26 protein-coding genes are annotated in these 26,064 nt (G+C 33.5%); 10 read left to right on the forward strand and 16 right to left on the reverse strand.

What is annotated here, in order from left to right; translation table 11 throughout:
* Nucleotides 1-5 precede the first annotated feature (5 nt).
* The gene (locus tag AC1DVP_RS14620) at nt 6-647 is read right to left on the reverse strand and encodes a response regulator (RefSeq protein WP_477184224.1); all 642 of its coding nucleotides are present in this window, start codon (nt 645-647) and stop codon (nt 6-8) included.
* A 3-nt stretch (nt 648-650) separates the two neighbouring features.
* Nucleotides 651-2,795, reverse strand: a complete 2,145-nt coding sequence (locus AC1DVP_RS14625) for a tetratricopeptide repeat-containing sensor histidine kinase (RefSeq protein WP_477184225.1) — start codon at nt 2,793-2,795, stop codon at nt 651-653.
* Nucleotides 2,796-3,526: 731 nt separating this feature from the next.
* Here AC1DVP_RS14625 and AC1DVP_RS14630 point away from each other — a divergent pair.
* Nucleotides 3,527-4,066: a GNAT family N-acetyltransferase gene (locus AC1DVP_RS14630; protein ID WP_477184226.1), complete on the forward strand. Its 540-nt coding sequence runs from the start codon at nt 3,527-3,529 to the stop codon at nt 4,064-4,066.
* A gap of 128 nt (nt 4,067-4,194) precedes the next feature.
* Here the strand turns inward: AC1DVP_RS14630 and AC1DVP_RS14635 are convergent, their stop codons facing one another.
* From AC1DVP_RS14635 to mnmE, 4 genes are all read right to left on the reverse strand, one after another.
* Nucleotides 4,195-4,410: a phage integrase SAM-like domain-containing protein gene (locus AC1DVP_RS14635; protein WP_477184280.1), complete on the reverse strand. Its 216-nt coding sequence runs from the start codon at nt 4,408-4,410 to the stop codon at nt 4,195-4,197.
* Between the two features lie 20 nt (nt 4,411-4,430).
* Nucleotides 4,431-4,745, reverse strand: coding sequence for a hypothetical protein (locus AC1DVP_RS14640; RefSeq protein ID WP_477184227.1), 315 nt, complete (start codon nt 4,743-4,745; stop codon nt 4,431-4,433).
* On the reverse strand, nt 4,742-5,185 hold the full coding sequence (locus AC1DVP_RS14645; protein WP_477184228.1) for a helix-turn-helix domain-containing protein: 444 nt from the start codon (nt 5,183-5,185) through the stop codon (nt 4,742-4,744). Before AC1DVP_RS14645 ends, AC1DVP_RS14640 begins: the two co-directional genes overlap by 4 nt.
* A 348-nt stretch (nt 5,186-5,533) precedes the next feature.
* A complete protein-coding gene (gene mnmE, locus AC1DVP_RS14650) occupies nt 5,534-6,946 on the reverse strand; it encodes a tRNA uridine-5-carboxymethylaminomethyl(34) synthesis GTPase MnmE (protein ID WP_477184229.1) in 1,413 nt (470 codons plus the stop codon).
* Between the two features lie 181 nt (nt 6,947-7,127).
* Between mnmE and AC1DVP_RS14655 the strand changes: the two genes are divergently transcribed.
* From AC1DVP_RS14655 to AC1DVP_RS14675, 5 genes are all read left to right on the forward strand, one after another.
* Entirely contained in the window at nt 7,128-7,955 is an 828-nt protein-coding gene (locus tag AC1DVP_RS14655) for a universal stress protein (RefSeq protein ID WP_477184230.1), read from the forward strand.
* Between the two features lie 291 nt (nt 7,956-8,246).
* Nucleotides 8,247-9,086, forward strand: coding sequence for a universal stress protein (locus tag AC1DVP_RS14660; protein ID WP_477184231.1), 840 nt, complete (start codon nt 8,247-8,249; stop codon nt 9,084-9,086).
* A gap of 110 nt (nt 9,087-9,196) precedes the next feature.
* Nucleotides 9,197-10,969 carry a MutS-related protein gene (locus AC1DVP_RS14665; RefSeq protein ID WP_477184232.1) on the forward strand — a complete coding sequence of 591 codons (1,773 nt, stop codon included), beginning with the start codon at nt 9,197-9,199 and terminating at the stop codon, nt 10,967-10,969.
* Nucleotides 10,970-11,277: 308 nt separating this feature from the next.
* A complete protein-coding gene (locus AC1DVP_RS14670; RefSeq protein WP_477184233.1) occupies nt 11,278-12,054 on the forward strand; it encodes a membrane metalloprotease in 777 nt (258 codons plus the stop codon).
* A gap of 40 nt (nt 12,055-12,094) precedes the next feature.
* Nucleotides 12,095-12,676 (forward strand): porin family protein, encoded by a 582-nt coding sequence (locus tag AC1DVP_RS14675; RefSeq protein WP_477184234.1) that lies wholly within the window; start codon nt 12,095-12,097, stop codon nt 12,674-12,676.
* Between the two features lie 145 nt (nt 12,677-12,821).
* Here AC1DVP_RS14675 and dnaN read toward each other — a convergent pair whose 3' ends face one another.
* The 5 genes from dnaN to AC1DVP_RS14700 all read right to left on the reverse strand — a co-directional run bounded on the left by dnaN (nt 12,822) and on the right by AC1DVP_RS14700 (nt 17,744).
* Entirely contained in the window at nt 12,822-13,940 is a 1,119-nt protein-coding gene (gene dnaN / locus AC1DVP_RS14680; protein WP_477184235.1) for a DNA polymerase III subunit beta, read from the reverse strand.
* Nucleotides 13,941-14,047: 107 nt separating this feature from the next.
* The gene (gene gldG, locus AC1DVP_RS14685; protein ID WP_477184236.1) at nt 14,048-15,733 is read right to left on the reverse strand and encodes a gliding motility-associated ABC transporter substrate-binding protein GldG; all 1,686 of its coding nucleotides are present in this window, start codon (nt 15,731-15,733) and stop codon (nt 14,048-14,050) included.
* Nucleotides 15,733-16,458: a gliding motility-associated ABC transporter permease subunit GldF gene (gldF, locus tag AC1DVP_RS14690; protein ID WP_477184237.1), complete on the reverse strand. Its 726-nt coding sequence runs from the start codon at nt 16,456-16,458 to the stop codon at nt 15,733-15,735. Before gldF ends, gldG begins: the two co-directional genes overlap by 1 nt.
* Before the next feature lie 47 nt (nt 16,459-16,505).
* Nucleotides 16,506-16,802: a putative quinol monooxygenase gene (locus AC1DVP_RS14695; RefSeq protein WP_477184238.1), complete on the reverse strand. Its 297-nt coding sequence runs from the start codon at nt 16,800-16,802 to the stop codon at nt 16,506-16,508.
* A gap of 111 nt (nt 16,803-16,913) precedes the next feature.
* Complete coding sequence (locus AC1DVP_RS14700) at nt 16,914-17,744, reverse strand: SAM hydrolase/SAM-dependent halogenase family protein (protein WP_477184239.1); 831 nt, start codon at nt 17,742-17,744, stop codon at nt 16,914-16,916.
* A 127-nt stretch (nt 17,745-17,871) separates the two neighbouring features.
* On the opposite strand from AC1DVP_RS14700, the gene AC1DVP_RS14705 reads away from it, so the two are divergent.
* The 4 genes from AC1DVP_RS14705 to AC1DVP_RS14720 all read left to right on the forward strand — a co-directional run bounded on the left by AC1DVP_RS14705 (nt 17,872) and on the right by AC1DVP_RS14720 (nt 21,360).
* Nucleotides 17,872-18,129, forward strand: coding sequence for a hypothetical protein (locus AC1DVP_RS14705; protein WP_477184240.1), 258 nt, complete (start codon nt 17,872-17,874; stop codon nt 18,127-18,129).
* 143 nt (nt 18,130-18,272) lie between these two features.
* Complete coding sequence (locus tag AC1DVP_RS14710) at nt 18,273-19,226, forward strand: PhoH family protein (protein ID WP_477184241.1); 954 nt, start codon at nt 18,273-18,275, stop codon at nt 19,224-19,226.
* A gap of 215 nt (nt 19,227-19,441) precedes the next feature.
* Nucleotides 19,442-20,281, forward strand: coding sequence for a Cof-type HAD-IIB family hydrolase (locus AC1DVP_RS14715; protein WP_477184242.1), 840 nt, complete (start codon nt 19,442-19,444; stop codon nt 20,279-20,281).
* A 125-nt stretch (nt 20,282-20,406) separates the two neighbouring features.
* Complete coding sequence (locus AC1DVP_RS14720) at nt 20,407-21,360, forward strand: phosphoribosylaminoimidazolesuccinocarboxamide synthase (RefSeq protein ID WP_477184243.1); 954 nt, start codon at nt 20,407-20,409, stop codon at nt 21,358-21,360.
* Nucleotides 21,361-21,482: 122 nt separating this feature from the next.
* Here AC1DVP_RS14720 and AC1DVP_RS14725 read toward each other — a convergent pair whose 3' ends face one another.
* The 5 genes from AC1DVP_RS14725 to porX form a co-directional block, all read right to left on the reverse strand.
* Entirely contained in the window at nt 21,483-21,857 is a 375-nt protein-coding gene (locus AC1DVP_RS14725; RefSeq protein WP_477184244.1) for a DUF4258 domain-containing protein, read from the reverse strand.
* Between the two features lie 35 nt (nt 21,858-21,892).
* Entirely contained in the window at nt 21,893-23,086 is a 1,194-nt protein-coding gene (locus AC1DVP_RS14730; RefSeq protein WP_477184281.1) for an alanine dehydrogenase, read from the reverse strand.
* A 275-nt stretch (nt 23,087-23,361) separates the two neighbouring features.
* Nucleotides 23,362-23,838: a GNAT family N-acetyltransferase gene (locus tag AC1DVP_RS14735; protein ID WP_477184245.1), complete on the reverse strand. Its 477-nt coding sequence runs from the start codon at nt 23,836-23,838 to the stop codon at nt 23,362-23,364.
* A gap of 9 nt (nt 23,839-23,847) precedes the next feature.
* Nucleotides 23,848-24,255 carry a tRNA (adenosine(37)-N6)-threonylcarbamoyltransferase complex ATPase subunit type 1 TsaE gene (tsaE, locus tag AC1DVP_RS14740; RefSeq protein WP_477184246.1) on the reverse strand — a complete coding sequence of 136 codons (408 nt, stop codon included), beginning with the start codon at nt 24,253-24,255 and terminating at the stop codon, nt 23,848-23,850.
* Nucleotides 24,256-24,408: 153 nt separating this feature from the next.
* A complete protein-coding gene (porX, locus tag AC1DVP_RS14745; protein ID WP_477184247.1) occupies nt 24,409-25,962 on the reverse strand; it encodes a T9SS response regulator signal transducer PorX in 1,554 nt (517 codons plus the stop codon).
* Nucleotides 25,963-26,064 lie beyond the last annotated feature (102 nt).

Here is a 26,064-nt window from a genome sequence, read left to right on the forward strand (position 1 = left end):
TTGGTTCAATCCAGCAACCCGTATTCTATAGCATACTTTACTAATCCTGCCGTGTTTTTTACATTGAGTTTTGAAATTAAATTTCGACGGTGGGTATTAACTGTATTAAGGCTAATAAATGTTTTTTCTGCAATCTCATTACCCGTAAACTCTTGAGCAATAAGAATAAGGATTTCTTTTTCTCTGTTGCTCAATTCGGTTATTTGGAGGGTTTCACTTTTTATTTTAGAATTGTTATCGTCATTTTTTTCTGTGACTTCCTTACAAAAATAAGTGGCTCCGTTTTGAATGGTTTCAATAGCGTGGAGGAGTTCTTGTTTTTCGGCATTTTTTAGCAAATAACCATCTACTCCCATACGTATGAGTTTGGCAATCATTTGTATGTTGCTGTGTGTGCTTACAATCAATATTTTGATGGAAGGGAATTTTTGTTTGATGATTTTGGTTACTTCAATTCCGTCCATTTCGGGCATGCTGATATCCAGTAAGATGATGTCAGGAATGCTGTTTTTTATTATTTTGAATGCTTCTTTTCCGTTAGTCGCTTTTCCCAAAATGCAAATACGTTCTTCATTTTCCAATAAAGAAACAATGCCTTCTAGAAACATCGTATGGTCGTCGGCGATAATAATTTTGATTTTTTCCATGCTTTATGTGTTGGTCTTAAAATGGGAGTTATTTAACGGAATATCAATGTTTATAATAGTTCCCCGTTTTAGCATCGAGTCAATTTCCATGGAACTAGAAATAGTACTCAATCGGCTATGGATGTTTTTGAAACCAATTCCGCCCTCTTTTTTTTGCGAATCAAATCCAATTCCGTTATCTTCAAATAAAATATTGAGGTTATCTTCTATATAATTCAGTTGCAAATCAATGGTGGTTGCCTTGGCATGTTTGAGCGTATTGGTTACTAATTCCTGAATGATTTTGTAAATTTCCATTTGCAGATTATCGGCTATCAAATCAATCTTCGGTTTTGGATAAGCGGAGAAGGAAGTTTTTAAGTTGTTGATTCCCGCTAGATTTTTTAGATATTCTTCCAACAGGTTAGAAAAATTATTTTGATTGAATTTTTCCGGAATCAAATTATGAGACAAATCCCGAACTTGCTGATAGGTTTCGTCCAATTGTTTTTGAATGCTTTGTACAGCATTAGGTTTGCTGTCAATCGAGTTGAGCTGTAGTTTTATGGCAGCAAGATTTCCACCGATGCTGTCGTGCAGCTCCTTGGCAATTTTAGTTCGAGCATTGTCCTGTCCTTTTACGGCTGCTTTTATTAACTTTAATTCTTGATCTTTTACTAGTGAAATTATTTTTTGTTCACTAATAACTTTTTCATTTTGATTGAGTAAACGCTGGTTTTTCAGCCTTTGATAATACAAAAAGAGCAAGCCAATGATTGGGATTAAAACAGCTAAAAAAGAATAGAGTGTTATTTTTTTTGTTGCTTTTTGCCAATTGATTTCTGCCATTTTCAGGAGCTGATCTTTTTTGAGTGATATAATTTCGCTGGCTTTTTTTTGCGAAATGTTATTTAAGTTTAAGATTTTATTTTCGTTTCTTTTTTGGTTAACTTCTTTTTGAAGATTTAAGGACGACAGTGCTTCTTCTTTGTTTTCAAGTTCTAAAGCTTTGGCTTTGTTTTCGATTTGTAATATACTTATCTCTTTTTCTTTTTGCCAAGTTTTAAACTTTACTTCCAATTCGCTAATCTCTTTATCTTTTTGAAGATGCGAGATTGAATCCTTTATTTTAGTTGATTCATTCGTAAAATAATAGGCATTTTCATAATTATTTTGAGCAATAGCGATGTCTTTTAGATAGTTATAAATCTGATTTTGTTCATTTAAATACCCCAATTTCACGGCATCATTTAAACCATTCAAAAAAATGATTCTGGACTCTTCAGGTTTGCTTTGATCTAAAAGTATTTTGCCTAAATTCAACCGAGCAATTAATGCTATTTGAGGCAATTCGTTTTTGTCGGCAATTTTGATGGTTTCATTAAATAAAGGAATAGCTTCGCTTATTTTGTTTTGCAACTGATAATTGGTTGCTAAACTGATGCATACAACTGCTTTTCCTTGGTAATTATTGATTTTGTCACTTAGTATTTTTGCTTTATGTAAATAGGAATTAGATTTGTCATACTCCTTCCATTCGCTATAAATATCGCTAATATTGATGTAGCTTCCCAGAATTATTTCTTCATCTTGCTTATAATCCAAGCATTGTTTAAAAAGTTTTAAGGCATTTGTGTAATCGCCAAAATCGCTATAAATTAGTGCTAAGCCATGTAGGTTTGTGTAGTATAAATCAGTTTCTTTGTATTTTTGGGATGCTTCGATTCCTTTAATATGCCATTTTTTACTTTCATCTAGAAGCCCTTTTTTTCTATTGTTGATTGCTAATAAATTATAACCCAAAGCATACAGCCGATGTCGAAGAGAATCATTAGCAATAGTATTAAATTTTAGGGCTTGATTGGTGTAAAAAAGAGAGGAATCAATACTAGATTTTTTGTTGAAATATTGGGCTAAAATAATGTTGGCATTAGTTAAAGTAGCTGTTGTTTTAGATTTTTTTAAAAGGCGGTGTGCGGTTTTGTATGCTTTTTTGTCCTCATTTTTGTTTAATAGATTAACTGCTTCGTCAATGGTTCGTTTTTCTTGAAGTTCAAGGGTATTTGTCTTTAATGTATTATTGGGACTTTTATCTTTTTCTTGTGCTATTAAAGCGCAGGAAAAAGATAAAAAACTAATAAAAATGATTTTTTTTAACAGATGACACATAATAAGTAAAATATACTAATCTTTTAGTATTTTGAAGTTTTAAAAAATAACATTGATTTCAAATATAATATTTTTTTCCAACTATTCAGACTGCACTATAGTAATCGTTTTAAAAGCCCCCAACATGTCCTCTCAGATAGGTTACAGAACAACATATTTAAGAAAAAGATTTGAGTTTAGTGCAAATAAGTACATAAACCTGAAAGATGATCTTAAAAAAATGAAAATGCTAGAACAATAAATAATCTTCTGAACTAAGGATTGATGCCATGAAAGAATCAACAAATCAGCTATAAAGACCTTATTACAATATGTAAGCAAGTCCCTAATTTTGATAAAATTTTCAGAGTACTTATTGGAAATAAGTAACAATCAATATATTAATGTCGTATTTTAAAATGAACCAATATGAAGTAATAGATTGATTTTAAACCACTATTGACAATATTGTTTCTTTTGACTTTATGACTTTTAAACTTTCGACTTACTTAGATATGTGTAGCCTCAAAAAAGATTATTGTAAAACAGCTTGCCGCAATTGGATTTTAGTCAAAAAAAGGTGGCTTTATACTTGTAAGTTCGGTCTTTAGTTTTTACATTTGATTAAACGAAGGCTCCCTAACTAACACCAAACCACAAGTTGTGCGTCATTTTGACCGAACAGAATAGAAAAAAGAAACCAAACCAAAATAGTTTTATAAATTGTAGAATAAGAATTAAAGAATGAAAGAATGAAATATACATTAGAAGGACAAGAAACGGAAAGGTTAAAATTTAGGCTATTAAATATTGAAGATTTTGATGATTGTATTGAATTGTTCAAAGACAATGAAGTTTGTAGATTTTTAGGAGTTGACAAAATTGAGACACCAAATGAAAGATGTAGACTTTGGTTTGAAATGACATTTGATAGATATAAAAATGATTTAGGCGGACAAAATATACTGATAGAAAAAAATACAAATAAAATTATTGGACAAAGTGGACTTTTATTAAGAGAAATTGAAGGGAAACAAGAAATTGAAATTACATATTCTATTTTACCAAATTTCAGAGGAAAAGGATTTGCAACTGAATCAACTGAAAAATGTAAAAATTTTGCATTTGAGAGTAACTTTTCAGAAAGTTTAATATCAATAATTCATACTGAAAATATAAGTTCTGAAAAAGTTGCAAAAAAGAACGGAATGAAAAAATATAAAAAAACCGAATTCAAAGGGATGTCGGTAAATATTTATAGAATAGATTTAATTGAATGGAAAAATAAATAAACGAACCACAACAGCTAGTTTATACTATAGTGTGTAGGATTTTTTTTGCTAATATTTCTTCTTTTAAATGTCGTTTTTTTTGGCTTTTCAGTATATTAGCAATGGCCGGTGACTAAAAGCCATACAGATTAAAACCAGTGAGACGTTGTCTTCTGTTTTTGACAGTACTTTGTCCTATAAATAGGTTGACTAAAAATTAAACAAGATGCGAATTTAACGACAATGTATTCCCTAAAATCTTCAATAACTGTGACATCAATTTCCCGCATCAATATATCCTCATTGTTAAGAAACATTTCAAAGTGGATAATTGCAGACCTCCAGATTTCACTGTTAATGCCAATTTTACTTTCTGCTGTTTTTTTTAAGTACTGTAGAAATGATTTTCTCCGATTTCAATCAGACGAAGGCGCTCTTGTTCAAATGGGGTATAGATTTGCTGCTTATTGAGTTCATTTACCTTATTTGCACAGATAATTTCAGCCTTGCACAGATTCTCTAAATTCATTTTTTTATCAATACTATTTTTAGGTTTTGAAACCAGATACAAGCCTAAATATTCTCTTCGTGAGAATTCACGAGTTTTAGGGTTATAGACTGCAGGGAAAAAATCAAGATATAATGTAATCTTACCACTTGGCAGCTTTCTTTTTCTTAGCGTAACATTTATATTTTTCATCTTCCAGCATTAAAAATTATATCAATATCCTGTTTGGCTACACAGGTGAACTTTCCAACGGAATATTTTACTATACCCTGCCGTTGAATCAATAGATAGAGTGCTCCTGAAGAAATATTGTACTTCTGCTGAATTTGCGTGATAGTATAGCAATTATCAAACCCAGGAAATTGCTGTCCAGTCCTCAAAGTAACATCCTGAATGGGAATAGCAAAGAAAGCTTCAAGGTCGCATCTGCGGAGAACAGTCCGTTTGCCAAACTTTGCAATGTCCAGATATCCATTGTTAACTAACCTGTAAATAGTACTCCTGCTGATCCCGAAAAGAAGGCTTGCCTGAGTAATTTTTAGAAACTCAAGCGACTTTGTTTTTTCCAAATCTATGTTTAAAAGCTGAACGGTTTCGTTATTGCTTTTTTCCACTTTTCCTTTACGTACCAATGCTTTATAACCACGACTGTTGCAAATGGGTGAACAATATCGTGTCCGAGTTGTTCTGGCTGTGAACTGTTTTTTGCAGTGTTCACAAATTCTGATGACCTCATTTTAGAACTCATAATGTGACTAATTTTGTGTCCCATTGTGTCTATGTGTCTCTCTATGTGTCATAATCTCACCAAAAAAAATCCACATCGGGATTTTTTTTTCCGTGGTACAATAATGGTACAAAAAGGAACAAACTATCTGCAAATAAAGCTAAATAAACAGAAAGAAGAATCCCAGTTAAAATGCCGTTTTATGACATTTTAACTGGGGTTCTTTGTTTTATTTTGTGATGTTTTGTGAAATCTATTTTCCAATGCAAAAATTAGCAAAAATATTCCCCAGCAGCTCATCATTTGTAACCTGACCTGTAATCATCCCAAATTGATACAGCGCTTCCTTAATATCAAGTGCCATCAAGTCGCTTGAAAGATTAGTTTCCAAGCCAAATTTCACTTTCTGAATTTCATCTAAGGCTTTTAATAAAGAATCGTAATGACGCGTGTTGGTAACAATGGTTTCGTTATTGCGCAAAGCTCCGGTATTGACAAAAGAAAGCAATTCATTCTTTAGATTATCCACGCCAATTTTTTCTTTAGCAGAAATATAAATGGTTTTTGGTTGTTGGCTGTCAGTTGTCAGTTGTTGGTTAATATTTGATTGTTCTTGCTGCGAAATTTTATCCGATTTATTTATTATAATTAGAATTGCTTTTTGCGGAAACTTATTTTTTATTTTTTCAATTTCAATTTTTAACGAGTTCAATTTACTATCAACCAGCAACTGATAACCATCAACTAAAAATAAAACGACCTGCGCTTGTTCTATTTTTTCAAAGGTCTTTTTGATTCCGATGCTTTCTACAACATCCGCCGTTTCGCGAATTCCCGCTGTATCAATGAATCGAAAGCCAATACCGCCAATAACTAATTCATCTTCAATCGTATCGCGCGTTGTACCTGCAATTTCCGAAACAATAGCGCGTTCTTCGTTTAACAAAGCATTTAACAAAGTCGATTTCCCAACATTCGGTTCACCAACAATGGCAACGGGAATTCCATTTTTAATAACATTCCCGACGGCAAACGAATCAATTAAACGTTTTAGGACAAATTCAATTCGGTTCAATAATTCATGAAATTGTGTTCTGTCGGCAAACTCTACATCCTCTTCTGCAAAGTCTAATTCTAATTCGATTAGCGAAGCAAAATTCAATAATTCCTCGCGCAGTTTGGCAATTTCGTTAGAAAAACCGCCACGCATCTGCTGCATCGCAATTTGGTGAGAAGCTTCATTGTCAGACGAAATCAAATCAGCTACAGCTTCAGCTTGCGAAAGGTCGAGTTTACCGTTCAAAAATGCTCTTAAGGTAAATTCACCCGCATCGGCCATTCGGCAGCCTTTTCGAAGCAATAATTGAATAATTTGCTGTTGAATATAAGTTGAGCCATGACAGGAAATTTCGACAGTATTTTCGCCTGTATAGGAATTTGGGTTTTTGAAAATGGAAACCAAAACCTGGTCTAATGTTTTTTCTCCATCTGCAATATGGCCTAAATGCAGCGTATGTGTTTTTTGTGTGGTTAAATCCTTGTTTTTTACAGACTTAAAAACTGAATTTGCAATAGTAATGGCGTCTTCTCCGGAAACCCGAATTATTGCAATAGCTCCTGCTCCCGAAGCAGTGGCCAAAGCAACTATAGAATCGTTTTTAATCATAACTTAAAATTTATGCAAAAGTAAACAATTTTTCTGGCTGACGGCTGTTTGCTGTTCAGTTCGCAATTCATCATTCACAGCGGATCTGCTAAAAAGCTGTAAATGACAATTATCATGCTTTTTTTTCTATTAAGTTTTGTAACTTTATATTTATTATTAATTACTGCTTAAATAGATGATTATGAAAAAAATACTGTTTCCAACTGATTTTTCAGACGTTTCAAAAAACGCTTTTATTTATGCATTAAAACTAGCCGATGCGGTAAATGGCGAGATTATAACTCTCCATGTTTACGAACCAGATTCACCCGCATATTTAGATGTTTCTATTTATTTACAGGAAATTTATGAGTATGAAGAATTGGGCGAATTCGAAAATTACAAAGATGCAGTACCTCTGTTGCGAAACATAGCCCAAGCCAATGATTTAGGGCATATTCCAATTAGTAACGTTCTTATGCAGGGCAATTTGGTTGCCGAAGTTCTCCAGATTTCCAAAAAAGAGAAGATTGATTTTATTGTTATGGGGACTAAAGGAGCAACCCATTTAAGACAAATATTTTTGGGAACTACACTGACAAAAATAATGGATGAATCCAAAATCACCGTTTTGGGTATTCCCGAAAATTGTGAATACAAGACTATCAACAGGATATTGTTTACAACAAAGTACCATTTTGAGGATATTGAAGCCTTGGAAAAAACACAAAATTTAGCTAAAGTATTAAACGCTCACATCGACTGCTTGAATATAAAACCGCCTCATAAGGTGCATAATGATGATTTTGCAGCCGATTTTAAAAATGTTTTCAATGATTCCAATATTGCTTTTCATTCCGTTTTAAGCGATGATACCGAAGGAGCAATTTTAGATTTCATACAGCAAAAAAACATAAATATGATTGCTGTTCATATAAAGCACAAGGGTTTTTTTGAAAAAATGTTTCAGGTGAGCCTTTCCAAAAAACTGGCTGTTAATATCAATATACCATTTTTATCCATTAAGTAGTTATATGATGGATGGTCTTTACAATTTGGGTGCGCCCCGTTAAAAAAAGAGGCTTATTTAGAGTACCGTTTATACAGCTGCTTTCCTCAACGCGGTCGGGCTATTCGGGCTACTTTGGAAGCCAGTTTCAAATGGAATTTACTGAATTCCTATGATAATAAATTAAAAAGTGAAGTAATCCTTCACGTGTTCGCTGAATAACAAAATTAGTTCTATGCAAAACTAATTAATGAAGTAAGAAAATATGTGGCAGAACAATTTCGTATTAATTAAACTTTTAATTCATATACAATGAAAAAGATTTTATTTCCAACCGATTTTTCTGAAGTCGCCAATAATGCTTTTATTCACGCTTTAGAATTTGCAAAGATTGTCAATGGAGAACTGCTGTTATTGCATACTTTCGAATTGCCCATTATTGACAATCAATTTATTCCAGATAACTATTATAACATTTTAGATTCTTTGCAGGTAGCACAGTACGATATGTTTAAAGGTGAAATTCCAAAGCTTCGTGAATTGGCTCAAAAACAGCATTTGGAGAACATTAAACTCAATCATAAAATCATGGAAGGCGATTTAATTTACAGTATTAAAAGAGCCATAGAAAAAGAAAATATTGATTTTGTTATCATGGGAACTTCAGGAGCCACAGGATGGGAATCCTTTTTTATAGGCTCTAATACGGGGTCGGTAGTAACAGCGGTAAACGTCCCGGTACTTAGCGTTCCTGTTGAATCCGAATTCACTAAAATCAAAACAATTGGTTTTACAACACGTTTTAGAGACAAAGACAAATCGGCTTTGAGACAAGTTCTTAAAATTGCCAAAAAAGCCCATGCAAAAGTTAAGTGTCTGTATGTAAAAACGAGTAAATCAGATGTTACCGAGGAAACAATAAATCAATGGAAAAATGAGTTCGGGAACGAAGCCGTTGACTTTATAATTACGAATAGTGATTTGGTTAAAGAAACTATTTTGGATTTTGTATCCCATAAAAACATCGATATTTTGGCAATGATAACCCACAAAAGAAATTTCTTCTCTGAGCTGTTTAATCCAAGCCTCACTCAAAAAATGTCCAATATTTCAATTGTTCCAGTATTGGCGATGCATGAGGATGAGGAATAGATTGCAGAAAGCAAAAAAAGATTTAAGATTTTTCAATTGTCATTGTAATTGATATTGCCATTGATATTGAAATTCTGATTTCCTACATTTGTATATCATTAAATCAAAAGATGGAAATATATAAAAGCAATAGTCAAAGCTATTCTCAGGAGTTAAAAACAATCAATAACAAATACAATACTATTAGCGTTCTAAGGTTTATTAGTATTTTAATTTTTTTAGGGAGCATATTTTATTACATAAAAACCAGCGAATCAGTGTTTGTCATAATGGCAATTGTATTGTTTGCTGGTTTTGTTATTTTGATAAGAATTCATTCTAAATTATCATTTCAGAAAAAAATAAAAACTGCTCTGGTCGAAATCAATGAAAATGAAATCACCTATTTGGAACGAAAATTAATCCCTTTTGAAAACGGTGCCGAATTCAATGATTCTCATCATCCGTATGCTTATGATTTGGATATTTTTGGAGAACATTCATTATTTCAAAATCTGAACAGAACAGCCACTTTTATTGGAAAAAAAACTTTGGCAAAGCAATTATTGACTCTTTTGCCAAATGATGAAATACTCAAAAATCATCAAGCAGTACAGGAATTAAAAGAAAAGTTAAATTGGCGTCAGGAGTTTTTGGCTGTCGCTAAAGTTGGACACGACAGTGAAATGTTTTATAAAACCTTGTTGAAGTGGAGAGTATATAATAGTAAACCGTTATCTAAAGGAGCTGTGGTAATTTCGTATTTATTTCCAGCGTTTTTTGCAAGTTGCCTTATAGCTTATTTGGTGACTTCAAACATGGTTTTCTTGTCGTATTCATCTTTTTTGTTTGTAATTAATTTAGGTGTTTTGGGGAATTTTACAAAGCGAATTCAAATGGAAATTGCACAATCCGAAAATATTAATACAATAATTAGTCAATACAGCTTATTAGTTCAAAAAATTGAAAATGAAAATTTTAAGTCGGAGAAACTGAAAGATTTGCAGCAAAAATTAAACTTTAAAAACCAAAAGGCCAGCGCGCATCTTCAAAAATTAGCTGAGTTGTTTTCTAATATGGAAACTATTGGGAATTTTGTTACTGCTTTATTATTTAACGGAACATTTCTTTTTAATCTTCACGTTTTAAAATCGATGATTGCTTGGAAAAAAGAACATTCTGAGGTTTTGGAAGAATGGCTAGAAGTTATAGGTGAGTTTGAAATGCTCAATAGTTTAGCAAATTTTGGTTATAATAACCCAGATTTTGTGTGTCCTGAATTGAATTCTAATTATGAATTTTCTTTTTCTAATCTAAGCCATCCTTTATTAAATCCAGTGACTAGAGTAGGAAACGAGGTGCAGTTTCAGCCGCAATCTTTTATGATTTTGACAGGTTCAAATATGTCCGGGAAAAGTACTTTTTTGCGTAGTTTAGGAATTAGTATGGTGCTTTCCGGAATAGGTTCGCCTGTTTGTGCTAGCAGTGCGAATGTGCATCCTTTACCTGTTTTAGTCTCTATGCGTCTTTCTGATTCGTTATCCGACAGTGAATCGTATTTTTTTGCCGAAATTAAGCGTTTGAAACAAATCATGGACGAATTGGAAGCGAATCCTGCATTTGTTCTTTTGGATGAAATCCTGAGAGGTACCAATTCCGATGATAAACGAAACGGAACTATTGAAGTGGTCAAAAAAGTAATTGCCAAAAAAGCCATCGGAGCTATTGCTACACACGATATAGAGGTTTGTTTGACCACCAATGAGTTTCCAGATATTCTCACCAACAAATGCTTCGAAGTCGAAATAAGCAACAATGAACTGCATTTTGACTATCGACTTCGCGATGGTATTTGTAAAAACAAAAGTGCTACTTTCCTGATGAAAAAGATGGGGGTTATTTAAAAAAATAATTTATTTTGAATTTTTATCATCGGTAGAAATCACTCTTTAAAAACTGTATTTAAAATATTAAAATTCAGTATTTTAAATAGAAAACAAATTGGTGTTTTGTTCTTTTATTAGCATTTGTATTGTCAAAAATCAGATTTCCTGCCACAATTTTAATATCTAATTTGAGTTTATTAGAAATAGTAAGTGTTGTAATTTATATCCCAACACCTCTTAGATACGTTTAACCAATATTGATTTGAAGTTTTTTTAGCAATTATTATTGATTTTGGAGACTGCTGTTTTTAATTAATAATGAAAAGATGAAAGGAAAAATTATTGCTTTGATACTGTTTTTTGTCTTAGTCATTTCTTGTTCCAAAGAAGATGATGAAGGCGGAATGAATGTAGATGGGAATCCGGTTGCCAATAATCAAAAAACATTAGGGGCCTCATCCCATGATTTACTGGCCGATGATACTTTCAAAAGTATGGTTATTGAAGTGGCTTATGTTCAAGGATATGAACCGTCAGCTACAGCAATCAATAATTTTGTTGCTTTTTTGAGTGAACGAGTGAATAAACCTCTTGGAATAAATGTTGTAAAAAAACCTATTGCCTCACCAGGAAAAGCGACGTTTACCAATCAGGAAATTGTTGCGATAGAAGATGCCAACAGAACGGAATATAATTCTTCAAATCAAATTGCTGTTTGGGCTTTTTTTGTCGATGGAACTTCGTCCAGTAATACAAGCACTTCCTATATTTTGGGAACGGCTTACAGAAATACTTCTTTTGTGATTTTTGAAAAAACTATTCAGGGATTAAGTAGCAGCCCATTTCAACCAAGTAGAAGTTTACTAGAAACGACAGTCATTGAGCATGAATTTGGACACTTATTTGGGTTGGTTAATTTGGGGGCAAAAATGCAAACTAATCATGAAGATACTGCCCATTCAAAACATTGCAATGTGCAAAGCTGTTTGATGTATTGGGATTCAGAGTCCGGAAGCAGTATTGGTAATATGGTCTCAGGCGGAACAGTACCAAAATTAGATGCCCAATGTATCGCCGATCTCAGAGCAAATGGAGGAAAGTAAAATTTAGAATATAGAAATTAGAAAATTAAAACAAAAAAGCATGAAAAAAGCAACCTACTTAGCAATAGCTCTATTTTTTGGGGGAATAACAGTATCCCAATCACAAAATTATGGTCATAAAATGAGTGGAGGAATAAAAGGGGGATATAATTTGGCCTCAGTAAGTTTTGATGGGAATGGTGAAACAGATCAGCGCCATGGATTTCATATTGGGGTTTACGGTGAATCTTTTATCAGTGAAAATTTTTCTATTCAGCCTGAATTATTGTATTCACAACAAGGATATGAGATAAAAGATGCCGGCGGAACATTTAAACAAAAATTGGATTATATCAATTTTCCGGTAATGCTTAAAGCTTATCCTTCAAGGAATTTCTTTTTAGAAGCTGGTCCCCAAATTGGGTTAGCTATTAAGCATAAAGAAGAATATAATGGATTTTTGAGTAGTTCCCAAGAGTATGACCCGGATAGTTTTGATTGGGGAATGAATTTTGGGGCAGGATTTAAAGCAAATTCTAATATAAGTTTTGGAGTACGTTATCATTTAGGTTTGGGAGATTTGTACGATAGTAGTAAAGCATATAATCGGGTTTGGCAGTTTTATGTTGGATTTGATTTGTAATTAAACAAGAAAAGGATTTGACTTAAATTCATAAGTCAAATCCTTTTTGATTTTGGTGAAAACAAAAAAAACCAAAACTCTGGTTAGAAGTTTCGGTCTTTTCAAATATAAAAATGGTTTTGGTTAGTTTAGTATTTTGAGGTAACTAGCTGTTTAGCATTACTGGCATCACGAGCATGGTTACAGTTTCGCCTTCTTCCAGTCCATCTATTGGAGTTAGGATTCCGGCTCTGTTAGGTAATGACATTTCCAGCATAATCATGTCTGATTGCAGGTTGTTCAGCATTTCGGTCAAGAAACGTGAGTTGAAACCTATCTGCATATCGTCTCCTTGGTAATCACAAGTCAATCTTTCTTCTGCTTTGTTCGAGTAATCGATATCTTCGGCAGAAATGTTCAATTCGGCTCCGGCAACTTTCAAACGAATCTGGTGTGTTGTTTTGTTTGAGAAAATAGCAACACGACGTACAGAACTCAAGAATTGAGAACGATCCATCATTAATTTGTTTGGATTCTCTTTTGGGATAACAGCTTCATAATTTGGGTATTTTCCATCTATTAAACGACATAATAAAATGTAGTTGTCAAAAGAGAAAGTAGCATTCGAATCGTTGTATTCTATTTTTACTTCAGCATCGGAGGTGCTTAGGATACTTTTTAAAATGTTCAAAGGCTTCTTTGGCATAATAAACTCTGCCACTTGCGATGCTTTTACATCGGTGCGGGCATATTTTACCAATTTATGGGCATCTGTTGCCACAAAAATTAAGCCTTCTGGGGAAAATTGAAAGAAAACCCCTGACATTACCGGTCGCAAATCGTCGTTTCCTGCGGCGAAAATGGTTTTGCTGACAGCAGTTGCTAAAACATCAGCTGGAACAAGTGTTACTGATGGCTCTTCTAAGTTTACAGATTTTGGAAATTCTTCTCCTGGAGCATACGCCAAAGCATATTTTCCAGAGTTTGAACTGATTTCTATAGTGCTGTTTTCTTCAACAGTGAAAGTTAAGGGCTGTTCCGGAAAAGTTTTAAGGATTTCCAATAATAATTTTGCAGGTACTGCAACACTTCCTTTACTGGTAGAGTCGATAGACAATGTGGCAGACATAGTAGTCTCCAAATCGGATGCCGAAACAGTTAATTCGTTATTATTTAATTCAAATAAGAAGTTATCCAAGATTGGCAAAGTATTGTTACTGTTGATAACGCTACCTAAAACTTGTAATTGTTTTAATAAGTACGAACTCGATACTATAAATTTCATCTGTATTGTTTTGTTTTTAATGGTGTACTTTTTTTAAATAAAATTTAGAATACACTTTTACAAATATATTGTAAACTATTCTAGTATTGCAAATTTTTTATTAACATCTATTTGCTGTATTTTCTTTTCCTAAGGAATGTAAATCCTAGACCAAATAGCCCTAAAAATACGATTGGAATCCCGATAGTTAGGAACTGAGTGAAAGTATAGTTTTCATAAACCTTTTCTTTATCCAATAGAGGCAAATCGAGATCCTTGCTTCTAATGTTAATAAGTCCGGTGTCGTCCAAAAGGTAATTGACGCAATTCATCATAAAATCTTTATTGTCATATAAATTTCCTGATCTTTGGTCGTATCCTAACTCGACAGGCTGTCCTGTTTTATCCAATTGATTTTTTATGATGTCTCCATCCGAAATCACAATCATTTTGCTCTTTTTTCCTTTGACAGCAAATGTTTTTTCTTCAAATGGCAAAACACGGTTTTCAAACATAGAATGAAAAGAACCTTCCAGTAAAACCGCCATCGGAATGTTTCCTTTATTCAGATATTCAGCAGGAGAAGTTTGCTCAGCAACCATATTTAGGCTGATTTGGACTGGAGTTCCTATTTTTTTAGAATAAGGGGAAGACTGCAATAAAACCGTTTTTGTAATTCCGTTTTTCAAAGTATCCATTGCATTGGCAAAATCAAATTTGATGCCCCCCAGATTTTTAACAATCGGGTGTTTGCTGATAGGATAAACCTGAGGCGCAAATTTCCAATTAAAATCCTGGTATTGTGTACCGCTTCCTTGTTCTCCGCTGGCTAGTTTTATAGGGCTTCCTTGTTCGTCTTTAACCAACTCAGGATTGATGCGAACTCCGTATTTGAAGAACATATCATTTAGGTTCAAATCTTTTGGAAAAGCCAAAGTTGCCCCAGTTGGGTTGTAAAGACTGTCCATTTCGGCATTGACCTGATCAATCAGCCAAAGGGTTTTCCCACCGTTGATGATGAATTGATCCAGAACCAGTTTCTCTTCATCCGTAAAAGCTTCGGTTGGCTTGGCAATGACGGCCAAATCATAATTCTGTAATGATTTTAAAGTTCCCGCTGGATTTTTGGCAACCGAATCTAATGTAAATGGACCAATGAAATAACTTTCGCGCACTTGCATCAGGAATTTGGCAATGTGTCTTTCTTCTAGTTCTCCGTTTCCTTTTATGATAGCAACTTTCTTTTGTTTGCCTTTAGATATTTTATTGATTCCGTCAGATATTGAATATTCAAGATGCTGAACAGAACCAATTACTTTTTGAGTCGTATTAGTTCCCATAATGTTTTTTAGCAATGGGATGTTAACTTCTTTGTTGTTGTACACTGCAATTGCCCAAGGAAAAACCATTGATTGGGATTGTTTTCCTTTATCGTCAACGGTAATGTTTATTGGCGTAAGCCCTTTTCGATACAATTCCTTAATTTTATCCATGCTTTCGTCTTTGTTCTCCAGCGGATCTACAAATTCGATAATAATATTGGAATTATAAGCTTGAAATTCTTCCAAAAGCTGTTTGGATTCCAGCTGTAACCGCTTGAATTCAGCAGGTAATTCCCCTTGCAGATACACTTTTATGGATAAAGGGGCTTTTACTTCTTTGATGATTTTTAAAGTAGTAGGGGATAGGGTATAGCGATGGTCTTGAGTTAAATCAAAACGGTGAAAAAAGAAATTGCTTATGATGTTCAAGAGTAAAACTGCCACAACAGTAATCAATAATGATTTGGCGTTTTTTATATTGAATGCTTTCATTACGATTTGATAGATTTTAAATTAAAGACTGTGAAAGAAAGGAATAGAACGGCAATACTAATAAAATAGATTACATCTCGAGTATCTATAACACCTCGGCTCATGCTTTTGTAATGATCCTGCATTCCGAAATAGGATATGAAAGAAGAAAAGCCAGGTAATATAGACGCCAATTCCTGAAATCCAAAATAGAAAAAGAAGCATAAAAAAACCGCAATAATGAATGAAACGATTTGATTTTCGGAAACTGATGAAGTAAAAATTCCGATAGAAGAATAAGCTCCGATTAAAAACAATAACCCAAAATAAGAACCAAGAGTGCTTCCTAAATCCAGATTTCCTTCAGGCGAACCTAAACTCCAGATCACTTCCACATAAATAAAAGTCGGGATGATAGCCATTATGATTAATAAAAAAGCGCCCAAGAATTTTCCGTTTACAATTTCCCAAAGACTGATGGGTTTGGTAAGCAATAATTCAAGTGTTCCTTGTTTTTTTTCGTCTGAAAAACTGCGCATCGTTACGGCTGGAATTAAAAATATCAAGATCCATGGTGCTAAAGTGAAAAAAGGTGTTAAATCGGCAAAACCGGTATTTAGAATATTATAATCTCCTTCAAAAACCCAAAGGAATAAGCCGTTTCCAATTAAGAAAAGAGCAATTACTAAATACCCGATTGGGGAACCAAAAAAGGATTTTATTTCGCGAAATACGATTGATTTCATTTGTGTTTATTCGTTATTTGTTAATTCGTTTAATTGTATTTAAAAATTTATTGCAAACTTACTAATTTATCGACGCTCCAAGCCTCCGGTTTTGCATTGAATAATTGTTTGGTGAAAGTCCAGACAGCATTGAAAAGTTCCGAATTGCGATAGTTTTCCAAATCAGTTTCGGTTTCCCAATAACTGTAGGTAAAAAAAATGCTTTTGTTGTTTTTGTCCTGATACAGTTCGAGGAAACGATTTCTGGGAACATTCCGTATTTTATTTTTAATTAATTCAAAGTTTTCAAGAAAAGCAGGAATATTTTCCTCGTGAAAACTCAGTTTTACTATTCGTACAAACATGTTTATATTATTATTTAATGCAAAAACAATGATAATTTCAATGGCAATTACAATATCAATTTCAAAATTTTATTTTCTCTATTCTTGGTTCTTTTTTAAAATTTTAAATCATTAAGTTTTGAACCGTATCGAAACAACATCTCTATAATTAAGCCCTAATAAAGTGCTCGCTGAACCAACGGTTAGAGGATTACTTCTGAAAATGGCAATTTCGAGAAAACCGGCTTCATTGAAAATGGCTAATTTTTGACCTTCATAATATTTTACAGGATATTTATCGGAACTGGCAATTGCTGAATAATAGGGTAAAATAGTCTTGATGGTTTGGTTTCGGTATACAATTTCATAATCTCTTCCTTTGACAGATTCCAAGAACTGTTTTTTTGAAATATTGGTTACCACATTTCCAAAGTGGTCTATATATATTACGTTTCCTTTTAATTGATTTCCATCATCTGATAAAACTACTTGTAAATCGGTTACTTGTTTTAGATTATTTATTTCTTTACCAATAACATTAAGAACGCCGCCTTTTGCGATATGGCAAGCGACTTTAACAAAAACATCCAAATCGGTAGCTTCACTATGAAGCCGATCGTGAATGGTTATGGCGACTATTTTTTGCGGCATTATCTTTTGCGAAAGCATACTTAAAATGCCATTATCAGCCGCGATAAAGAAATGATCGTTCCATTGCATCACAATATGCTGATTCTCTTTGTTGGATTCTAAATCAACTCCAATAATATGAACAGTCCCTTTTGGAAAATTGTTATAGGAGGCTGAAATGATGTAACTGGCTTCTGCTGTGTTGAATGGATCGATGTAATGCGAAATATCAACAATTGAAGCATCAGAATACTCAGACAATATCTTTCCCTTCAGCGCACCGACAAAGTGGTCTTTCAAGCCGTAATCGGTGGTAAGGGTAATTATTGACATAAAATTGTTTATAACTATTGAGTTTTGCAGTAACCGAAACTAATTTTTTCTTAAATTTGAAAAATGCAAAGCTAAAGTATTTTATACTTTATTTAAACACAATTTCATTTGAATTAAAACAAAATCTATGTCAAAGTTTATTTTTATTTTATTTCTTTTATTTAGTGCTGTAAATTCATTTGGCCAAGAAAAAAAAATGGAAAACAAAATGGCCAAGTCAGATATTTTAGACAAAAAAATTAAAGTTAAGAAAGAAAAAATGGAAGTATTTAATGGAACAGAGATTGAGTTGCTTCTTAACAACAACCTTTGTGAAATTTTATCAATTAAGCCTTCTGATTTGTTGAATGAAGAAATGTTAAAAAAATTAAAAGCTAACGTATAATTAGAACTAGAATTACCCAAATTTTAGAAAAGATGTTTTTTAGTGTTATTTACTTTATTTAGAAATTAAAAACTGCGGTATAATAATTGCAGCGTAAAATTGATTAGTTTAATATCAATTAATTAACTTAAAAACTTCTTATTTTGAACGAAAGAATCATCGAGCTCATCGACATTGCTCCCAAAGATTTCTGGGGCACACACGACTCTCATTTAGAGTCAATTAAGAGATTTTATCCTAAACTGAAAATTGTCGCAAGAGGCACAACTCTAAAAGCATTTGGCGACAAAGATGTTTTAGATGAATTTGAAATGCGGTTTCAGCGCTTGATGTTACATTTTACCAGATACAATACTATAGATGATAATGTAATTGAGCGAGTTATTCAAAGCGATTCTCAAGAAGAAACCCGAGTATTTGGTCACGACAAGATTTTAGTTCATGGCGTAGGCGGAAAAATCATTAAAGCCATGACTCCTAATCAGCAGCTGCTGGTTGATACTATGGAGAAAAATGATATGGTCTTTGCTGTTGGTCCTGCCGGAACTGGAAAAACCTATACAGGTGTTGCCATGGCGGTAAAAGCGCTGAAGGAAAAACAAGTCAAGCGTATTATCCTTACTAGACCGGCTGTTGAAGCTGGTGAGAATCTTGGTTTTCTTCCTGGTGACATGAAAGAAAAACTGGATCCATACATGCAGCCTTTATATGATGCATTGCGGGATATGTTGCCCAACGAAAAACTGGAAGATTATATCCTGAAAGGAATTATCCAAATTGCGCCTTTGGCTTTTATGAGAGGGAGAACTTTGGATCATGCTTTTGTAATTTTGGATGAAGCACAAAACACTACGCATTCGCAAATGAAAATGTTTTTGACGCGTATGGGTAAAAATGCTAAGTTCATGATAACCGGAGATCCTGGTCAGGTCGATTTGCCGCGAAGAACAATATCAGGGCTCAAAGAAGCTTTACTGGTTTTAAAGGACGTTGAAGGTATTGGTATTATTTATCTTGATGATAAGGATATAGTGCGTCATCGATTGGTTAAAAAAGTAATTGATGCTTACAAGCAAATTGAAAACAATGATTATTAAAGTTATAAAGACGAAATAATTAAAATTAGAAGGAGAAGCTCGCAATTGAGTTTCTCCTTTTTGTATATAATAATGGAAGTTGCTGTTTGTTTTGCTAATTAAAGTTAACAGATCTATATAATTAAGTTAAATGCATTACATATGAAATGGACTTTTTGGGGAGTGTTATTGAAAAACGATAAATTTGCAGTGATTAAAATGAAATTGAATTAAAAATGCCGAAACAAAAAATTAAAGTAGTAATAAGCGATTTAGACGGAACATTACTCAACTCAGACCACACAATATCTGCCTATACCAAATCTGTTTTTCAAGAACTGCACAAACAAAATTATTTAATTATTGTAGCCACTGGCCGTCATCACATGGACGCCATGGCAATCGTTAATAATTTGGGTTTTCCAGTTTATTTAGTAACATCAAATGGAGCAAGAATTCATTCACCGCAAAGAGAACTGCTGTACTCTTTTGATATGAATGGGGAATCAGTGAAATCCGTTTTAGCATTGAATATTGATCCAGAGATTACAACTGTTTTATTTAGAGAAACTGTTTGGCAAACTTCCAAAACGAATAAGAAACTCAATGCTTTCCAAAAAGATTTAGCATATCCTCCTCAGGTAGTGAATTTTAATGAGCTGGAAGATTTCAATGCTATAAAAATATTTTTCACCCATGAAGATCATCAAAAATTAGTAGACTTAAAAGAAAAAATTCTTGAAAGCCATTCCGATGATTTTCATCATGCTTTTAGTTTGCCTATTTGTTTAGAATTTATGGATAAATCTGTAGATAAAAGTGTAGCGATAGCAAAAATTCTGGAAAAAGAAGGATATTCTTTTGAAGATGCCATTACATTCGGTGATGGTTTTAATGATGAGAAAATGCTGAGTTCTGCAGGAATCGGATTGATTATGGGAAATGCACCAGAAAATTTAAAAGAAAAATTGTCTCATTTGGAAGTGATTTCAAATAATAATGAAGACGGCGTTGCCAGATATTTGTCTTTGAATTTAGATGGGATTGGTACTAAGCTAAAGAAAATAAAAGCATAGCGAAATAATAAAAAATATTACCAAAGAGGTTTTTAGCATGCAAATAGAACTTTTGGTTTTCCCCTTGCGTTCTCTATTAATTAGTTTAAATTTGCATTCATAAAAATAACAATAACACACTACTAATGAGCAATACAATTACCACTACCAATTTTAATTTTCCGAATCAAAAATCAGTGTATCGCGGAAAAGTAAGGGAAGTTTATAATATAAATGATGATTTACTTGTGATGATTGCAACCGATAGGCTTTCGGCATTTGATGTCGTTTTGCCAAAGGGAATTCCGTACAAAGGGCAAATCCTAAATCAGATTGCCACAAAATTTATGGAATTAACCCAAGATATTGTGCCAAATTGGTTAATCGCAACTCCAGATCCAAGTGTTGCTGTTGGTCATTTATGTGAACCTTTTAAAGTAGAAATGGTAATTAGAGGCTATGTTTCCGGACATGCGGCACGTGAGTATGCTCTAGGCAAAAGACAAATTTGCGGCGTTACAATGGCAGAAGGCTTGAAGGAAAACGATAAATTTCCAGAACCGATTATCACGCCAACAACCAAAGCGGATAACGGAGAACATGATGCTGATATTTCCAGAGAAGATATCCTTGCGAAAGGAATTGTTACTGAAGATGATTATTTAGTTCTGGAAAAATATACCCGTGCTTTATTTCAAAGAGGGACTGAAATTGCTGCAAGCCGTGGTTTGATTTTGGTAGATACTAAATATGAATTTGGTAAAACCAAAGACGGTGTAATTGTATTGATTGACGAAATTCATACTCCAGATTCTTCCCGTTATTTTTATTCAGAAGGATATCAAGAGAGACAAGACAAAGGCGAAGAGCAAAAACAATTGTCTAAAGAATTCGTGAGACGCTGGTTGATTCAGAATGGTTTTCAAGGTCAAGAAGGTCAACAAATTCCAAACATGACAGATGAATATATTGAAACTGTTTCGGACAGATATATAGAATTATACGAAAATATTCTTGGAGAAAAGTTTGTAAAAGCTGATATTTCAAATATTAATGAGCGTATTGAGAAAAATGTTTTAGCATATTTAGCACAACGTTAATTAGAGTCAAATCGCTAAAAAGCGATAATATATATAAACCATAATTCATTGATTTGAGTTATGGTTTTTTTGCTCCAAAAAAATAATTCCTAAAACTCTTCGGTGAGGAAGAGTTTTAGGAATTATTTTTTATTGATGTCTTCAAGAACAGCTTTGTTTTCGTAATTAATTACTTTTATTATGATTTGCTGGTTTTTTCTTGTTTTGCCTTCGATAACGTATAGTTTTCCTTTTTTATATGGAACGTTACTTTTATCAAAATCTACATCTCCAAGTTTGAGGGTGTTTTTGATATCTGTGGTATCAATCCATTTTTGGGATAAAATAAGGGATGCTTTGTCGGAATAGAAAAAAGGTTTAGTGCTTAAATCACTCAAAACCCTTGCATTTGGGAAATAATTGCAACGGGTATCTTTTCCGCTGAATATAGCGGCTACAATAAATCCTCCCATTATTAAACCTATTAAATAGTAGGCAAAACGCTGTATAAAATTCATATTTATTTTTTCGGCAAAGGTATGGGAAAGTTTAGTTAAAAAACAATTAAATTGATATCGTTATCGGGTAAATCAAACCAATCGCCAATGGCTTTGTTGGTAAGTATGCCATGATACAGATAAACACCGTTTTTTAGGCCTGCGTTACAGCGTATAGCGCTTTCAATACCGCCGTCTTCGGCAATCTGCAGTAAATAAGGAGTGATAATATTACTTATGGAAAGAGATGCTGTTTTGGAATAACGGGAAGGAATATTAGGAACACAATAGTGCAAAACATTATATTTAATAAAGGTTGGTTTTTCGTGAGTTGTAACTTCTGATGTTTCGAAACAGCCACCAGTGTCAATACTTATGTCAACAATTACGGCACCTTTTTTCATGTGTTCGACCGTGGTTTCACTCACTACAACCGGGCATCGTTCTGCTCCTCTCATAGCACCGATGGCTACATCACAGCGTCTTAGCGCTTTGAGTAATGCTTTTTGCTGAATGGTTGAAGTAAAAATACGCTGGTTTAAGTTGTTTTGCAGACGGCGGAGTTTGGTAATTGAGTTGTCAAAAACTTTTACGCTGGCTCCAAGCCCAATGGCCGTTCTGGCGGCGAATTCGCCGGCAGTTCCTGCTCCAAGAATCACAACCTCGGTAGGTGCTACTCCCGTAATGTTGCCAAATAACAGTCCTTTTCCAAATTCATTGGTAATCATTAATTCGGCGGCAATTAATATAGAAGCGGTACCTGCAATTTCGCTCAAAGATTTTACGGCAGGGTAGGAGCCGTCAGTGTCTTTCAGGTATTCAAATGCGAGTGCAGTAATTTTTTTGCGGGATAAAGCTTCGAAGTATGATTTTTTTCTGGTTTTTAATTGTATTGCCGATAAAATAATCGTTTTGGAATGCATCATTTCGATTTCGGCAATTGTCGGCGGTTCGACTTTTAAAATCATCGGACAGCCAAAAACCTTTTTGGTGTCTTGGGTGATTTCGGCTCCAGCTTCACTGTATTCTTTGTCACTGTAACTGGAACTTGCGCCAGCTCCAGATTCAATCATTACTCTATGTCCTTGATAGGTAAGGGTATTCACGGCATCTGGGGTTAGACAAATGCGTCGTTCTTGGTAGCTGTTCTCTTTTGGGATCCCTATAAAAAGTTGGCTTTTGTGTCTAGCTATTTCTAGTTTCTCTTCTTGAGGCAGTAATTGTTCTTTCGTGAATGGACTTAGAGACATTGATTTCATGTAATTAGTGGTACAATTTACAAAAAAGATTCAAAGTATGATGTTTTGCGGTACCAAATTGAGAGTAAACAAGTGAGTTATTTACCGCAGATTTGCAGATTTTAATTTAAAATTTTATAATGAATTAATCGCTTACAGCGGAATTAGCGTAAATTTGGCTTTATAAAACCAGTAAATTCTGTTAAAAAAATAAGCGAATCTGCGGTCATTTTTGTAATTCATGCGTCTGTTCTGAAACCTAATCGCTGTGTCCAAATTTTTTTGTGCTATTGTAATGCTTTCTCCATTTTAATATCGGCTCTTTCATAAATACCTTCTTCGACAGGGATTTCAATGAAGCCAAAACTTTCATATAAATGTATCGCTGGAAATAATTTTCGGTTGGAATACAGAATCAGCTTATGAATTCCTTTGTCTTTAGCCTTATTCAAACAATGCTCCATTAGTTTTTTACCGATGCCTAATCCTTGATTTCCATCAGATACTGCCATTTTGGTTAATTCAAATGTAGTATCGTTTATTTTTAATAATGAAACTGTACCCACAATTTTATTGTTGTATTGGGCATAAAAAATCATTCCGCCTTTGTCTATTATTTCGCCTTGAGGATCAGATAATACTTTTTCATCTTTGGGTTCAACTCTGAAATGCTTTTGAAGCCATTCTAAATTTAAGATTTTAATGTGTTTCTTTAATTCGGCTGAAAAAGGGATGATTTCGACTTTATTGGCATCTAATACCATAATTTTATTCTAGTTTAATGCTAATAAACGCTCACCAGTTGGCAATAATTCTATATTTATTACACTATGTTCCTTCGGAATCAAATTAGCAATTTTTTCGGACCATTCGATGAAACACCAATTTCCAGAATACAAATAATCATCAACACCCATATCCAAAGCTTCTGTTTCCTTGTTTAATCTGTAAAAATCAAAATGATAAACGGTTTGATTATTGCTAGTCTGGTATTCATTTACCAATGAAAAAGTGGGACTGCTGGTAGCGTCCTGAACACCCAATGTTTTGCAGAGCTGTTTGATTAAAGTGGTTTTTCCAACGCCCATTTCTCCATTAAAAAGGATTACTTTATTTGGGTTTTGCTCTAAAATTTGCTGGGCTACTTCTGGAAGCTGTTCTATTGAAAATGTAATGGTCATTCTTTTTTAGTGTTCAGTGTTCGGTTATTTAGTGTTCAGTTTCTTGTTGTGGTTTTTTTATATGAGTTTTCAGAAACTTAATATAAGTCTACAAATTTATTCATAAGGAGAATAACTGACAACTAAAAAACTGAACACTGACCACTTTTTCTACTATTTCGGATTGAAAACCAAAAAAGGAATAATCATTTCTTCCAATGAGATTCCGCCGTGCTGATAGGTATTTTTGTAATAACTCACATAATGATTGTAGTTGTTTACGTAAGCCAAAAACAAATCATTTTTTGCAAAAATATAAGAACTGCTCATATTTATGGCTGGCAAACCGATGAGTTTTGGCTCTTTTACTGCATAAACATCTTTTTGTTCGTAAGTTAAACTACGCCCTGTTTTGTAACGTAAATTCAGACTGGTGTTTTTATCACCAACTACTTTTGACGGGTTTTTTACATTAATAGTTCCGTGATCGGTAGTCAGGATTAGTTTGAATCCTAATTTTTGAGCTTGCTGAATAATTTCCAATAACGGCGAGTTTTTGAACCAGCTCAATGTTAGCGAGCGGTATGCTTTATCGTCAGAAGCCAGTTCTTTTACCACATCCATTTCAGTTTTCGCATGTGAAAGCATATCGACAAAATTATAAACCACTGTTACAAGGTCATTGTCTTTTAGTGATTTAAAGCTTTCGGCGAGTTTTTTTCCTCCAGCCAAATTGGTGATTTTAAAATAATCTTCTTTTATATCGAGTCTTAAACGCTTAATTTGAGCGGTTAGAAATTCGGCTTCATACAAGTTTTTACCGCCTTCTTCCGGGTCATTTTTCCAATACTGCGGAAACTGTTTTTCCATTTCAAGTGGTGTCAATCCTGAAAAAATAGCATTTCTGGCATATTGTGTTGCCGTAGGAAGTATAGAGAAATAAGGAACTTCTTTTTCCAGTTTATAGTAATTACCCACAACACTTTCAAAAGCTTTCCATTGATCGTAGCGCAGATTGTCAATTACAATAAAAAGTACTGGTTTGTCTTTCTTTAGAATCTCCGGAACGACCAATTCTTTGAATAAATTATGGGATTGAATCGGTTTGTCTGCTTTTGGTTCAAACCAGTCTTCATAATTGCGTTCTATATATTTTCCAAATTGCGAATTGGCTTCCACTTTTTGGGATTCCAGAATTTCAATCATTCCCTGGTCGTCAATATTTTCCAATTCCAATTCCCAAAAAATGAGTTTTTTGTATAATTCCACCCAATCTTCATATGAGTTGACCATCGCCATTTCCATGGTGATTTTTCGAAATTCTTTTTGGTAGTCCAAAGTTGTTTTTTGCGAAATTAGCCTGGAATTGTCCAAGTTTTTCTTCAAACTCAACAAAATTTGATTTGGATTTACAGGTTTGATAAGATAATCGGCGATTTTGGAACCGATGGCTTCTTCCATAATATATTCCTCTTCGCTTTTGGTAATCATTATCATCGGAATTGAAGATTTTTTTTCTTTCATCTCCGATAATGTTTCCAAACCGCTCATTCCAGGCATATTTTCATCAAGAAAAACTATATCAAAATTGTTTTCGTCAAAAATATCAATAGCATCGCGGCCATTATTGCAAGTGGTTACGCTATAGTTTTTTTTCTCCAGAAATAATATATGTGGTTTGAGCAAATCGATTTCATCATCAACCCAAAGTATTTTTATGTTCTCCATATTCGATTTATTTTAGTGCAATTTAGTTGTATAGAACTTAAATAATATTAAAAATAGTATAAAATTGATTAAAAATAAATAGAACAGCCAGTATTTTTGATT

Source organism: Flavobacterium sp. P3_A6 (assembly GCF_056403035.1).